The sequence below is a fragment of the Curtobacterium sp. 8I-2 genome (genome assembly GCF_902506155.1).
Taxonomy (GTDB): domain Bacteria; phylum Actinomycetota; class Actinomycetes; order Actinomycetales; family Microbacteriaceae; genus Curtobacterium; species Curtobacterium poinsettiae.
Genome location: NZ_LR732826.1, coordinates 579,495 through 590,593 on the forward strand (window position 1 = coordinate 579,495; position 11,099 = coordinate 590,593).

The window sequence follows — 11,099 nt, forward strand, 5'->3', positions numbered from 1 at the left end:
CGTCTCGACGTTTCCGCGGCGTGTCCGGATGACGCCGGCGTCTTCCGCAGGACGCCGGCGTCTTCCGTCGGCCGCGTCTGCGGCGTCGGCCGCGTCGGCCTGGAGGCCCGTGCTCAGTCCGGCAGGTCGCTCGGCGTCGCCTCGTGGTGGCGCTGGTCCTGGGTGCGTCGGTCTTCCTTCATGCCCGCCTCGAACAGGTGGCGGCGGCCCTGCACGAGCTCGTCCCGCGCGGTGCGCTCGAGCTCCTTGGCGAGGGCGTAGTAGCCGTCGTCGTAGTCCTCCACGATCTGGAACGTCCAGCGGCCCGCGATGACGTTGCGGCCCACGAGTTCGGTGTCGATGCGCTCGGCGAGTTCGGTGTGTCCGGCCTTCCGGAGCTGCTCGACCGCTTCACCGAGGTTCAGGTCGGCGGTGCCGGTCAGGCGGTGGAACCCGTAGAGCAGGCCACGGGCGTGCTCGATGACCTCGACCGCCGCGGACAGGCTGCCGAGCGCCTCGACCGTGGCCTCGGACACCCCCTCGGGAACCTGGTGCTGTGCGTCGGGGCCTTGTGCGTCGTTCGTCATGGGTCCCGTCTACACGAGGGTTGCTGCGTCGTTCGAGGGGTTCGTCCACGACCCGCCGAGGTCCACTGCCGGTGGTTGCGACGTCGGAGGTCGACACCTACCATTCGAACACACGTTCGAACGAGGAGACCCGATGATGATCACCGAAACGGCCGCCACGGTGTGGTGGGCCGAGGGCACGCCGACCCGGCTGGTGTGGGCCGGACGGCGTTGGCGGGTGAGCGACACCCCCACGCGGCTGACCGTGACGCGCGCCGAACTGCCGACCGCGATCACGCACGCACCCGAGCGCACCGTGGGCTGGCGGTTCCAGGCGACCAGCGACGACGACGGTGAGGCGCTGGTGGTCGACATCGTCCCGCAGGGCTCCGGTTGGGGCGTGGCCCGGACGTGGACGTGAACGGCTCGGACCGCTAGCGTCCGGACATGGACAGGTGGGTGGCGCTGCTGCGCGGGGTCAACGTGAACGGCATCACGATCCGCAGCGCCGAACTCGCGGAACTCTTCCGGGGGCTCGGGTTCGACGACGTCCGCACCGTGCTCGCCTCGGGCAACGTCGTGTTCGCAGCCGACGTGCCCGCCGGACGGCTCAAGACGTCGATCGAGCAGGGGCTGCGCGACCGGTTCGGGTACGACGCCTGGATCGTGCTCGTCCGGCACGACGCCCTCGCCGCTGTCGTCGACGGGTTCCCCTTCGCGCGTGACGACGATCGGCACGACTACGTCGTGTTCGGGTCCGAGGATGCAGCGCTCGACGCCCTGGTGGCCGACCTCGAGTTCGACGACGCGGTCGAGCAGGTCGCGCGCGGGAACGGCGTCGTCTACTGGTCGTGCCCGAAGGGGTCGAGCACCGACACGGTGTTCGCCAAGCGGGCCGGCGCCGCACGCTTCAAGCGCACGACGACGACCCGCAACACGAACACCCTGCGGAAGCTCCTGTGACGCTCGTGCACTCGAAGCGGGCCGAGACTCGCTCCCGCGGACGATCCGGGCGTTCCTGACCGCCCGAAGTGTCCGCCGGGCCGAATCTCCGCCGACGCGGCGGAGGCTCAGGCCTGCGGAGGCTGCCCGTTGCTCGCCATGGTGCCGCCGTCCACCGGCAGGACCGCGCCCGTGATGAACGACGCAGCGTCGCTGGCCAGGAACAGGATCGCCTCGGCGACCTCGGCGGAGCGACCCCCACGGCCGAGCGCGATCCGCTCCTCGAACTTCGACTGCAGGGCCTCGTCCTCGGCCTGCTCCTGGGTCAGGTCGGTCCAGATGAGTCCCGGAGCGACGGCGTTCACGCGGACGCCGAACTGCCCGTTGTCGAGCGCGGCCGCCTTCGTGAAGTTCGTGACGCCGCCCTTCGCCGCGTTGTACGGGCTCATCCGCCAGTCAGCGTCCTCACCGGAGACCGACGACGTGTTGACGATCGAACCCTTCGTCTCGCGCAGGAACGGCAACGCTGCCCGGGTGCCGTAGAACACCCCGGACAGGTCGGTCTCGATGACGCGGCGCCACTCGGCCGTGCTGATGTCGGTGATGTCGCCCGAGCTGAAGGTCCCGGCGTTGTTCACCAGGACGTCGAGCCGGTCGAAGCGGTCGATCGCCGCGGAGACGACGGTCTCCCAGTCCTCCGGGCTCGCCACGTCGGCGTGCAGGGAGACGACACGGTCGGTCGGCAGGGAGTCTCCCACCGTGCGGACCTTCTCCTCGACGCTGTCGGTCAGCACGACGGACGCACCCTCGTCGACGAACGCGCGCGCCGTCGCTGCGCCGATGCCCGAACCCGCGCCCGTGACGATCGCGACCTTGCCCTCGAACCGGTTGCCCATGATGTCTCCTCTCGTTGCACGAACCGTGCCCGGGGAGACGCCATCGACCCGAAGGGCACGGCAGACCACGGTGCCCGGGGGCGACTGAACGCGTTCGGAGGTGCCGGGAGCACGCGCCGCGCACGTCACCCCGGCACCGCGAGGCGGGACCGGGGCGACGTGTGACCGCGGGCGGAGGAACCGGTGTCAGGCGGTCGTCTCGTCCAGGTCGAAGTCGCGCTCGAGCGAGATCGTCGGGATCGACGCGGTGATCACCGAGCCGTCCGCCCGCAGCGTGCCCTGGATGTCGCTCGTGGTCGGAGCGTGCCCGGACATCCGCGGCCCGTGGTGCGGCAGCGGCACCACGGTGGGCTCCCCCGCCTCGATGTCCCACTGCTGGTTGTGCACCCACACGGTGAAGCCCGCACCGGTCTCGACCGTGAGCGTCATGGTGTCCTGCTCCAGGTCGATCCGCACGCGCGAGCCGCGCACCGTCAGGCGGTAGGACAGACGGTCCCAGTGCTTCGGCAGCCGCGGGTTGAAGGTCATCCGGCCACCGTGGTCGCGCATGCCGCCGAAGCCGTTGACCAGCGCACCCCAGATGCCACCGGTCGACGCGATGTGCACGCCGTCCGAGGTGTTGCCGTGCAGGTCCGCCAGGTCGACGTAGAGCGCGGTCTGGAAGTACTGGTCGGCGAGGTCGTGGTAGCCGACCTCGGCCGCCATGATCGACTGCACGACCGCCGACAGCGTGGAGTCACCGGTGGTGAGTGCGTCGTAGTAGTCGAAGTCGCGACGCTTCTCGGCCGCCGTGAACTCGTGCCCCTGCAGGAACAGTGCGAGCACGACGTCGGCCTGCTTGAGCACCTGGAACCGGTAGATCACCAGCGGGTGGTAGTGGAGCAGCAGCGGGCGCTTGGAGTCGGGGGTGTTCTCGAGGTCCCAGAGTTCCTTGTCGAGGAACTGGGCGTCCTGCGGGTGGATGCCGCGGTGCGGGTCGAAGGGGATCTCCATCGACTCGGCGGCGTGCTCCCACTCGACGAGCTCGTCGGGGCGCAGGCCGGTCCGGCGCACCATGCGGTCGTACTCTTCGGCGTCGTCGGCGGCGAGCTCGCGGCAGGCGTTGACGGCGAACCACAGGTTCGCACGCGCCATCACGTTCGTGTAGAGGTTGTCGTCGACGACGGTCGTGTACTCGTCCGGTCCGGTGACGCCGTCGATGTGGAACTTCTTGTCGCCGTTGGACCGCCAGAACCCGAGGTCGGCCCAGAGTCGGGCGGTCTCCACGAGCACGTCGATGGCGCCGCGCTTCAGGAACTCACGGTCGCCCGATGCCCGCACGTACTGCATGAGTGCATGGGCGATGTCGGCGTCGATGTGGTACTGCGCGGTGCCGGCGGCGTAGTACGCGCTGGACTCCTCGCCGTTGATGGTCCGCCACGGGAACAGCGCCCCGCGCTGGTTCAGCTCGCGGGCTCGCGCCCGTGCCGCGTCGAGCATGTTGTAGCGGAAGCGCAGGGCGTTCCGGGCAACGATCGGCGCCGTGTACGACAGGAACGGCAGGACGTAGATCTCCATGTCCCAGAAGTAGTGGCCGCCGTAGCCGGAGCCGGTGACGCCCTTCGCGGCGATGCCGTGGCCGTCGGTGCGGGCCGTGGCCTGCGCGAGCTGGAAGAGGTTCCACCGCACGGCCTGCTGGATCGCGGGCTGGCCGGTGATCTCGACGTCGCTGCGTGCCCAGTAGTCGTCGAGCCACTCGCGCTGCTTCGCGAAGGTCTCGTCGACGTTCTCGGCGTGTGCGCGGTCGAGCGTGCGCTCGCACCGGTCGGCGAGCTCACGCACGGGCACGCCGCGCGAGGTGTGGTAGACCACGTGCTTCACGAGGCGGATGGGCTGACCGGCGCGGGCCTGCACCCGGTAGACGTGCTTCGCCAGGTCGTCCTCGATCGACGACGACTCGTCCCAGCTGTTCTCGGTCTCGATGTGGTGCTCGACGCCGACGCAGATCGTCATGCCGGAGCTGGACGCCTGGTACCCGAGGATCGAACGGTCACCGGTGCTGCGCTTGACCTTCGGCACGAGCACCCGCTCGGTGAACGACTCGGCCTTGCGGGGGTCGAAGGCGTTCGCCGCGGCCCGCATGCCGGCGTGGTACTCGTCCTGCACGTCCTGGCGGTTGAGGATCTGGCTGGACAGCAGGATCGAGGCGTCTGCGTCGAGCACGGTGACCTCGTAGTCGATGACGGCGAGGTGCCGGTCGGTGAACGACACGAGCCGGCGCGACCGGATGAGGACCCGCTTGCCGGACGGCGTCGACCACTCGGTCTCGCGGAACAGGTACCCGCCACGGAACTCCAACCGGCGGGTGTGCCGCAGGATGTCGGCCTCGGCCAGCACCAGGGGCTCGTCGTCGACGTAGAGGCGGATGACCTTGGCGTCGGGCGCGTTGATGATCGTCTGCCCGGTCTTCGCGAAGCCGAAGGCGTCTTCCGCGTGCCGGATCGGCCAGGTCTCGTGGAAGCCGTTGACGTACGTGCCGTACTGCACGCCGCCACGGCCTTCGTCGAGGTTGCCGCGCAGGCCGAGGTACCCGTTGCCGACAGCGAAGTTCGTCTCGGCGACGCCCTGCTCGTCGGGGGTGTACTCGGTCTCGACGAGGGCCCACTCGTCGATCGGGTAGCGGACGCGGTCGAGGGGGTCCGAGGTGATGGGGTTCATGCTGCTCCGTGGGAAGGGAGGGAGATGGGTACGTCGGTGCGGCGGGCAGGCAGGGAGCGCCCGGCCGGGTGGCCTACGTCGTGCTGGTGCTGGCGACCGGTGCGGGCAGGTCGTCGAGGAGTTCGGCGAGGTCGGACACCACGACGTCGGCACCGTGCTCGCGCAGGGCGTCCGCCCCGGCACCGCGGTCGACACCGATGACCAGACCGAACGAACCGTTGCGGCCGGCTTCGACCCCGCTCGTCGCGTCTTCCACCACGGCGCACTCGGCGGCGGTGAGCCCGAACCGGGTTGCCGCGTCGAGGTAGGTGTCGGGTGCTGGCTTGCCGGTCAGGCCGTCCTGGCGCGCGACGAGCCCGTCGACGACGACCGGGAACCGGTCGAGGATGCCCGCGGTCCGGAGCACCGAGTTGGCGTTCGCCGAGCTCGAGACGACCGCGACGGACAGACCGGCGTCGATCGCGGCGGTCAGGAACCGCAGCGAGCCCGGGTAGGGCTCGACACCGTGCTCGTCGAGCTCGGCCGTGAACTCCGCGTTCTTCCGGTTGCCGAGTCCGCACACCGTGTCGGTGTCGGGCGCGTCGTCCGGGGTGCCCTGCGGCAGGTCGATGCCACGCGACTCGAGCAGCGAGCGCACGCCGTCGTACCGGGGCTTGCCGTCGATGTACGTGAAGTAGTCCTGCTCGGTGTACGGCGCGACCCCGTGCGCTTCGAGGTACGGCGTGAAGAGCCGGCTCCAGGCCCGCATGTGCACGTCGGCGGTGGGGGTGAGCACGCCGTCGAGGTCGAACAGGAGCGCTCGCTGGTCACTGAGTCGAGCGGGCGTGCGCTGGTCCTGCGTCGTCATCTGCGGTCCTCCGGGGACTGGTGGTGGACGTGTGGCTCCCGACGAGTCTAGGACCGCTCCAGGTGCCGGGTCCCGACGCGCCGCACGCTGTGGAGAGAGTTCACCAGGGGCTGCACTGTGCAGGGGGAACCCCCTCCGCGGCGCACCTGTGAAGCCTCCGAGACACACCCCGGCACGCTGACCCGGACGAAAGGCACCTCCATGACCAGCGACACCACCGCCGCACCCCACGACGGCTCGCAGTCGAAGCTCCGCCAGGCGATCACCGGCCCGCTGCTGTTCCTCTTCATCCTGGGCGACGTGCTCGGCGCCGGCATCTACGCGTTGATGGGGACCCTGGCGGAGGACGTCGGCGGAGCGCTCTGGGCACCGTTGGTGCTCGCGCTCCTGCTGGCCCTGCTCACCGCGGGGTCGTACGCCGAACTCGTGACGAAGTACCCGAAGGCGGGCGGTGCCGCGGTCTTCGCCGAACGGGCCTACAAGACGCCGATCGTCTCGTTCCTGGTCGGCTTCAGCATGCTCGCCGCCGGTGTCACGAGCGCCGCCGGGTTGTCACTCGCCTTCGCCGGCGACTACCTCGGCGCCTTCGTCGACCTGCCTCCGGTGCCCACCGCGATCGTCTTCCTCGCCCTGATCGCCTGCCTGAACGCCCGCGGCATCTCCGACTCGCTCAGGAGCAACGTCGTGATGACGGTCATCGAGGTCTCCGGCCTCGTCATCGTGGTCGTCGTCGTGGCCGTGATGCTCGGCGGGGGCGGCGGCGACGTCTCGCGCATCGGCGCGTTCCCGTCCGAGGCGAACCCGGCCCTGGCGACGCTGAGCGCCGCGATCGTCGCCTACTACTCGTTCGTCGGCTTCGAGACGTCCGCCAACATCGCCGAAGAGGTCCGCGACCCCCGCCGCGTCTACCCGAAGGCCCTGTTCGGCGCCCTCGCCACGGCCGGTGTCGTCTACGTCCTCGTCGCCCTCGCCAGCGCGATCGCCCTGCCCGCGTCCGAGCTGTCCGAGTCCAGCGGCCCGCTGCTCGCGGTCGTCTCCGCCACCGGCGTCCCGATCCCTGACTGGGTCTTCAGCCTCATCGCCCTGGTCGCCGTCGCGAACGGCGCGCTGCTCACGATGATCATGGCGAGCCGCGTGACCTACGGCATGGCCGAGCAGCGGCTCCTGCCCGCCCTGCTCGCGAAGGTCCTGCCGAACCGGAAGACCCCGTGGACCGCGATCGTCGCCACGACGGTCGTCGCGATGCTCCTGACCCTGGTGGGTGACGTGGGCGTGCTGGCCGAGACCGTCGTGCTCCTGCTGCTCTTCGTGTTCATCAGCACGAACGTCGCCGTCCTGGTGCTCCGCCGCGACCACGTCGAGCACGACCACTTCCGGGTCTGGACCTTCGTCCCGGTGCTCGGGGTGCTGTCGTGCGTCCTGCTGCTCACGCAGCAGAGCGGCCAGGTCTGGCTCTACGCCGCGATCCTGCTCGCCGTCGGCGTGGTGCTCTACTTCATCGCCCGGTTCACCGGGCGCCGTTCCGGACGCGACCACGAGGCGGGCGTGATCCACTGACGTCGCGCACCACGGGCCTCCAGGCAGACCGTCTGGAGGCCCGTGGTGCGTCCGCCGGTCGGCGCGCGGAGTCAGCGCAGGTCGCGCACCCAGGCCTCGACCGCGTCCGAGATCTGCTGCCGGGCATCAGCACGGCTGATGGTCGCCGTCCGGTCGCCCGGCTGGTCGCCGTAGGCACCGAAGTCGGCGTGGTTCGACCCCTGGATCTCGGTCATGGTGGCGGTCGACGGCAGCTTGTCCCGCGCGGCGTCGACCTTGGCCGGCGTCGACAGGCCGTCACGCGAACCGGAGACGCTCAGCACGTCGATGTACGAGCGGCTGATGTCGTTCGCGCAGTAGCTGCCGAAGAGCAGCAGACCGTCGGCGTCCTGGGCGAGCTGGCACGCACGGACCCCGCCGAGGGAGTGCCCGCCGACGGCCCAGCGCGTGACCGAGGGGGCGTGGGCCTCGAACGTGGCGAGCGGCCGGGTGTCGAAGAACGCCAGGTTGAGCGTCGGCTTCGTGATGACGACCGTCGTGCCGTTGGCGACCACCTGCCGGAACGTCGCCATGTAGGCGTAGGGATCCACCTTCGCACCGGGGATGAACACGATCCCGACCCCGTCGGCCTGGCCGGTCGGGGTCATCACCACCGAGTCACCGGCGTCCCGCACCGCGATCCGGTCGTCACGCCAGACCTGCAGGGCGGCACTGCGCGTGCCCTGCATGACGATGTGCGCCCACACGAGGAACACCACCGCGAGCAGGACGACGACGGCGACGATCCAGGTGGTCCAGCGCAGCGCTCGGTTCATGTGGCCACCGTACGGCGCATCAGGACCTCGGTCCGGCCGTCCGGCAACGGATCGCCGGGTTCGTCGCGGGCGCTGAAGCCGACGTGCTCGTCGGCGCGACGGGCGACGGCGTTGTCGGGCAGCACCGAGAGTTCGAGCTCGGTGGCTCCGGTAGCAGCCGCCCACGTGGCGATCGCGTCGATGAGTGCACGGGCGATCCCGCGGCCGCGCGCTGCCGGGTCGACCCACATCGAGATGAGCTCGGCGGGGCCGTCCGGGTCGGTGGACGGGACGCCGCTGGCCATCCCGACGACCGCGCCGGGTCCGTCGGCATCGGTGTCGACCGCGAGCAGGTCGAGCGCTCCCGGGATCGACAGGCGGGTGCGCCACCGGTGCTCGGGGGCGTCCACCCAGTCCTGCAGCGTCGAGCCGAAGGCGTGCGGGGCGTCGGCGAGGGCGCGGAGGCGCACGGTTCGCCACGCTTCCCAGTCGTCGGCGGTCACGCGGCGCAGTTCGATCCCCACGTCCCGACGGTACCGCGGAGCGGGGTGCGACCGGCAGGGCGGAACCGGCAGGGTCCCGCATCCAGTGCGCAGAAGACGTCGGGTGCGGTGGTCGCACCCGACGTCTTCTGCTCACTCGTCGGCCGTCGCCCGGGAAGGGCGACCGGGACTACGCCTTGATGGCGGCGCGGATCTCGGCTGCTGCTGCGCCGACGTCCGAGGCGCTGTAGATCGCGCTGCCGGCGACGGCGATGCGGGCACCGGCATCCTGCACCGAGGCGACCGAGGACGCGTTCACGCCGCCCGCGATCGAGAACGGGACGCCCGAGTCCTTGCCGGCGTCGAGCAGGGTCGAGAAGGTGAAGCCCTCTTCCGCCTGCTCGTCGAGCCCGGCGTGGACCTCGACGAACTCGGCGCCGAGTGCGACGACCTCGCGGGCACGGGCGGCCTTGTCGGAGACGCCGATCAGGTCGACGACGATGCCCTTGCCGTGCTTCTTCGCGGCCTTGACGGCGCCGACGATCGTCGAGTCGCCGGCGACACCGAGGACGGTGACCAGGTCGGCACCGGCCGAGAAGGCGATGTCGGCCTCGAGCTCACCGGCGTCCATGGTCTTGAGGTCGGCGAACACGATCTTGTCGGGGTGCGCTTCCTTGATCGCGGTGACGGCGGACAGGCCGGCGCTCTTGATCAAGGGCGTGCCGAGCTCGAGGACGTCGACGTGCGGCGCGGCCGCGGCGGCGAGCTCGAGGGCGGCTTCGGTGGTCAGGGTGTCCATGGCGAACTGGAGCTGCATGGGTGTGCCTTTCATTCGAGGTTGGCGTGACGGGGCCAGAGGTCGTCGGCGGACTGCCCGCCTCGGGCCCACAGGGCGTGGAACACGGCGTCGCCCACCAGGGCGACCGCCTGTTCGAAGAGGCCACCGGCGTACTGGGCCGAGGCGGTGCCGGAGCGGTCGGTCTTCGTCGCGGCGGGCAGCACGATCGTGACGTCCGCCAGCTCGGAGAGCGGCGAGTCGTCGGTGGTCGAGAGCGCCACGACGGATGCCCCGACCTCGTGCGCGGTGCGTGCGGCCTGCACGATGCCGGTGGTCGTCCCGGAACCGCTCGCGACGAGGAGCAGGTCACCCTGCCGGATGGCCGGGGTGGTGACCTCGCCGACGACGTGCGCGTCGAGCCCCAGGTGCATGAGACGCATCGCGGTCATGCGGAGGGCGAGGCCGGAGCGACCGGCGCCGTGGACGAACACCCGGTCGGCGCCCTCGATCAGGTCGAGTGCGCGTTGTGCGGGAGCGTCGTCGAGGCGGGCTGCCAGGTCGCCGACCTCGCGGACGACCAGGTCGAGCGCTGCGGAGACGGTGGTTGCTGCCATGACGACGATCCTTCCGTCAGCAGACCCTGCGCGCCGCTACCCGCCCCGGCAGGGGTCCCATCCCATCGGGTGGGCCCGTCCGCTCGGGTGGGACGGGTACGGTCGCCTCCATGGATGCATCGGTCGACACCCTGGAGGCCCGGGGCGGCTCCGCCATCCGGCTCGCGGCCGCCGAGCACGCCCGCACCGTCGCCGAGCAGGCGGACCGGCACGCCCTCACCCTCGAATCCGTCCTCGCCGTGCTCCGGTCGTCGCGGGTCACCGACGCGGCCGCCCGGGCCGAGGCCGTCGAGATCGCCTCGGCCGCCCTCGTCGACCTGCGCACCGTGACCGATCAGCAGCGGAGCACCCTGCTCGAACCGGTCACCGGTGCGTTCTCGCGGCTGCGCGCCGACCTGCGGCCGCTCGTGCGCTTCGGGGACCTCGACGTGCAGTTCGTCGAGCCGCCGGCAACCGGGCGTGCGCTCCCCGGTGACGTCGCCCACGCTGCCCGGGCGATCGTGCGGACCGCGGTGCTCGCCCTGGTCGACGACGGTGCGGCGAAGCGGGTGCGCATCCAGTGGGACTGCGACGGCCGGAACCTGCTCATGCAGCTCCGCGACGACGGCTCCGGCACGCTCGACGTGCAGGACGACGCCATGCGACCGATCGCCGAGCGGGTCGTCACGCTCGACGGGCGGGTGCAGGTCGCGAGCACGCCCGGCTGGGGGTCCGTGCTCGACATCTCGCTGCCCCTCGACCCGCGACCGACCGAGGTGGACGCGGTCGACGACGGCGACCTGACCCCGCGGGAGCGCGACGTGCTGCGGCTCGTGGCGACCGGTGTCGGCAACCGGGAGATCGCCGAGGGGCTCGGCATCAGTGTCAACACCGTGAAGTACCACGTGGCGAACCTGCTCCGGAAGCACGGCGCCCGGACCCGGGCCGAGCTCGCGGCGTTCAGCTCCCGGGCGTGAACCGTCGGGACC

Annotated in this window: 12 protein-coding genes; 4 read left to right on the plus strand and 8 right to left on the minus strand. The window is 71.0% G+C overall.

Annotated features, from left to right (window positions below):
• Positions 1-113 precede the first annotated feature (113 nt).
• Entirely contained in the window at positions 114-566 is a 453-nt protein-coding gene (locus tag BOSE127_RS02810) for a hypothetical protein (RefSeq protein WP_017887957.1), read from the minus strand.
• A gap of 133 nt (positions 567-699) precedes the next feature.
• On the opposite strand from BOSE127_RS02810, the gene BOSE127_RS02815 reads away from it, so the two are divergent.
• Together BOSE127_RS02815 and BOSE127_RS02820 are read left to right on the plus strand one after the other, a co-directional pair.
• Complete coding sequence (locus BOSE127_RS02815) at positions 700-966, plus strand: hypothetical protein (RefSeq protein WP_056072109.1); 267 nt, start codon at positions 700-702, stop codon at positions 964-966.
• Between the two features lie 26 nt (positions 967-992).
• Complete coding sequence (locus tag BOSE127_RS02820) at positions 993-1,508, plus strand: DUF1697 domain-containing protein (RefSeq protein WP_056072111.1); 516 nt, start codon at positions 993-995, stop codon at positions 1,506-1,508.
• A 107-nt stretch (positions 1,509-1,615) separates the two neighbouring features.
• Here BOSE127_RS02820 and BOSE127_RS02825 read toward each other — a convergent pair whose 3' ends face one another.
• The 3 genes from BOSE127_RS02825 to BOSE127_RS02835 all read right to left on the minus strand — a co-directional run bounded on the left by BOSE127_RS02825 (position 1,616) and on the right by BOSE127_RS02835 (position 5,927).
• Complete coding sequence (locus tag BOSE127_RS02825; RefSeq protein WP_017887954.1) at positions 1,616-2,383, minus strand: SDR family NAD(P)-dependent oxidoreductase; 768 nt, start codon at positions 2,381-2,383, stop codon at positions 1,616-1,618.
• Between the two features lie 186 nt (positions 2,384-2,569).
• A complete protein-coding gene (locus BOSE127_RS02830; protein ID WP_159556141.1) occupies positions 2,570-5,080 on the minus strand; it encodes a glycoside hydrolase family 65 protein in 2,511 nt (836 codons plus the stop codon).
• Positions 5,081-5,153: 73 nt separating this feature from the next.
• Positions 5,154-5,927 (minus strand): HAD family hydrolase, encoded by a 774-nt coding sequence (locus BOSE127_RS02835; RefSeq protein ID WP_042537551.1) that lies wholly within the window; start codon positions 5,925-5,927, stop codon positions 5,154-5,156.
• Positions 5,928-6,128: 201 nt separating this feature from the next.
• Here BOSE127_RS02835 and BOSE127_RS02840 point away from each other — a divergent pair, with 201 nt between their 5' ends.
• Positions 6,129-7,484 (plus strand): APC family permease, encoded by a 1,356-nt coding sequence (locus BOSE127_RS02840; protein ID WP_159556142.1) that lies wholly within the window; start codon positions 6,129-6,131, stop codon positions 7,482-7,484.
• Between the two features lie 71 nt (positions 7,485-7,555).
• On the opposite strand, the gene BOSE127_RS02845 is transcribed toward BOSE127_RS02840, so the two are convergent.
• The 4 genes from BOSE127_RS02845 to hxlB all read right to left on the minus strand — a co-directional run bounded on the left by BOSE127_RS02845 (position 7,556) and on the right by hxlB (position 10,131).
• Positions 7,556-8,278, minus strand: coding sequence for an alpha/beta hydrolase (locus BOSE127_RS02845; RefSeq protein WP_017887950.1), 723 nt, complete (start codon positions 8,276-8,278; stop codon positions 7,556-7,558).
• Positions 8,275-8,781, minus strand: a complete 507-nt coding sequence (locus tag BOSE127_RS02850) for a GNAT family N-acetyltransferase (protein WP_159556143.1) — start codon at positions 8,779-8,781, stop codon at positions 8,275-8,277. The genes BOSE127_RS02845 and BOSE127_RS02850 overlap by 4 nt, the downstream gene beginning before the upstream one ends.
• Positions 8,782-8,929: 148 nt before the next feature.
• The gene (gene hxlA / locus BOSE127_RS02855; protein WP_017887948.1) at positions 8,930-9,556 is read right to left on the minus strand and encodes a 3-hexulose-6-phosphate synthase; all 627 of its coding nucleotides are present in this window, start codon (positions 9,554-9,556) and stop codon (positions 8,930-8,932) included.
• An 11-nt stretch (positions 9,557-9,567) separates the two neighbouring features.
• Entirely contained in the window at positions 9,568-10,131 is a 564-nt protein-coding gene (hxlB, locus tag BOSE127_RS02860) for a 6-phospho-3-hexuloisomerase (RefSeq protein WP_017887947.1), read from the minus strand.
• Positions 10,132-10,241: 110 nt separating this feature from the next.
• Between hxlB and BOSE127_RS02865 the strand changes: the two genes are divergently transcribed.
• Complete coding sequence (locus BOSE127_RS02865; protein ID WP_017887946.1) at positions 10,242-11,087, plus strand: helix-turn-helix transcriptional regulator; 846 nt, start codon at positions 10,242-10,244, stop codon at positions 11,085-11,087.
• The last annotated feature ends 12 nt before the right edge of the window (positions 11,088-11,099 follow it).

Excerpts from the sequence above, each read along its gene's own strand:
- BOSE127_RS02825 (WP_017887954.1), bottom strand. The coding sequence starts at position 2,383 with ATGGGCAACCGGTTCGAGGGCAAGGTCGCGATCGTCACGGGCGCGGGT.
- BOSE127_RS02810 (WP_017887957.1), bottom strand. The coding sequence starts at position 566 with ATGACGAACGACGCACAAGGCCCCGACGCACAGCACCAGGTTCCCGAG.
- BOSE127_RS02845 (WP_017887950.1), bottom strand. The coding sequence starts at position 8,278 with ATGAACCGAGCGCTGCGCTGGACCACCTGGATCGTCGCCGTCGTCGTC.
- BOSE127_RS02835 (WP_042537551.1), bottom strand. The coding sequence starts at position 5,927 with ATGACGACGCAGGACCAGCGCACGCCCGCTCGACTCAGTGACCAGCGA.
- BOSE127_RS02820 (WP_056072111.1), top strand. The coding sequence starts at position 993 with ATGGACAGGTGGGTGGCGCTGCTGCGCGGGGTCAACGTGAACGGCATC.
- hxlA (WP_017887948.1), bottom strand. The coding sequence starts at position 9,556 with ATGCAGCTCCAGTTCGCCATGGACACCCTGACCACCGAAGCCGCCCTC.
- hxlB (WP_017887947.1), bottom strand. The coding sequence starts at position 10,131 with ATGGCAGCAACCACCGTCTCCGCAGCGCTCGACCTGGTCGTCCGCGAG.
- BOSE127_RS02830 (WP_159556141.1), bottom strand. The coding sequence starts at position 5,080 with ATGAACCCCATCACCTCGGACCCCCTCGACCGCGTCCGCTACCCGATC.
- BOSE127_RS02840 (WP_159556142.1), top strand. The coding sequence starts at position 6,129 with ATGACCAGCGACACCACCGCCGCACCCCACGACGGCTCGCAGTCGAAG.
- BOSE127_RS02865 (WP_017887946.1), top strand. The coding sequence starts at position 10,242 with ATGGATGCATCGGTCGACACCCTGGAGGCCCGGGGCGGCTCCGCCATC.
- BOSE127_RS02815 (WP_056072109.1), top strand. The coding sequence starts at position 700 with ATGATGATCACCGAAACGGCCGCCACGGTGTGGTGGGCCGAGGGCACG.